Source organism: Pseudoxanthomonas broegbernensis, assembly GCF_014202435.1.
Classification (GTDB): domain Bacteria; phylum Pseudomonadota; class Gammaproteobacteria; order Xanthomonadales; family Xanthomonadaceae; genus Pseudoxanthomonas; species Pseudoxanthomonas broegbernensis.
Genome location: NZ_JACHGU010000029.1, coordinates 1 through 1,351, shown reverse-complemented (window position 1 = coordinate 1,351; position 1,351 = coordinate 1). Strand labels below are relative to the sequence as shown.

Here is a 1,351-nt window from a genome sequence, read left to right as displayed (position 1 = left end):
GTGGACAGCATCGGCGGGCTTAACATCGGCTTCCCGGGCCAGTACTACGATCAGGAAACCAACCTCTGGTACAACATGAACCGGTATTACGACGCCCGGCTGGGGGCGTATACGCAGGTCGATCCTATCGGGCTGGCGGGTGGGTTGAATCCGTATGTTTATGTGTCTGGAAATCCGATCTCGAGGATTGATTCACTCGGGCTGACACAATGCGATATCGATACCGCATTTGAATTCGCAAAAAGAATGAATCCCGATGTTAGGTTTGGTATGGGTACCCCGAAAGCGGATATACCTCGCAGTGGAGTTGAGGGTCAGGCGCAATTGCGTGGAGGGGATGGGTACATTCATCTCAATGAGAGATATCTAGATATACTTGATTGGTCTGGAATATATAACTTGCTTGATACAATTATTCATGAGGGTTTGCATTTCACTCGTCCTATAGGGCTTCAGGAGAAGTTGAATAATTATGATCATAACTATATTAGTCCTGAGGCTACTCGGCGAGCGCATGAGCAAGTCTATGACTTCAATATTGAGCGTAAATCAAAATGTGGATGTGGGCAATGAAATCACTAACCTGGATTGTACCTTTGACTATTTTGCTGGCTTCCTGTCCTGCTCATACGGGCGCCACAGAAGGTGAAAGTTATGAGTGTATAGTAGTGGATGATGCTGAAATTTCAGTAGCCACATCGCATGGGTTGAGTGAACTGGAAAGAAATATTTCGACTGCTAATTTTGGTCATCGTATTCAGCCGGGATCAGGTGCTGTTCTGTCTTTAAGGGTTTTTTCCGACAAGGATGGATTTTCTGATTCTCAGTATTTCACCAAAATTACTGGGCATTTGGAGGATGTCGAAAACATTAAAGATGGAGTTCGCTTACATGGTGCTAAATTTTCTAGTGGTTGGTCTGGGTTTATATACAAGGCTGATTTCTGGATGTCAGATAATGCATCTGTTTCCATAGATCCATTGCAAGGGGAAAGGGATGTTGTTGAGGTCAGCGGCCTGATTGATGCAGTGAATTATTATAGGAAGGAGGAGAAGAGATTCGATCTTAATTTTACATGCAAACTATCCAGGCGCACGGTAGGGGAATTGAGTCCTTGGCAAGGTGGTGATGGCAATGGGTGGGAGTATTTCTATCCTTAATGCGTAAGTGAAATTGGATAGTCCATAGGGTTTGGTAATTTGCCGAATCAAGACCCAGCACCAGTGGACCACCAACGACCTGCTGACGGTCAGTACCGGCAACAACCGCACCACGGCCATGGCCAGCCACGGCTACACGTACAGCGGCCGCGGCAACCGGGCCACGCATACCTATGGCGGCTCGGTGGCCA

The 1,351-nt window shown here is 47.0% G+C and carries 2 protein-coding genes; both read left to right on the top strand.

Features of this window, described 5'->3' with window-relative positions:
* Positions 1 to 573: RHS repeat-associated core domain-containing protein (locus HNR76_RS15265; RefSeq protein WP_221301523.1), on the top strand; the 573-nt coding region annotated here is incomplete at its 5' end.
* Positions 570 to 1,160, top strand: a complete 591-nt coding sequence (locus HNR76_RS15260; protein ID WP_162312344.1) for a hypothetical protein — start codon at positions 570 to 572, stop codon at positions 1,158 to 1,160. The genes HNR76_RS15265 and HNR76_RS15260, both read left to right, overlap by 4 nt.
* Positions 1,161 to 1,351 lie beyond the last annotated feature (191 nt).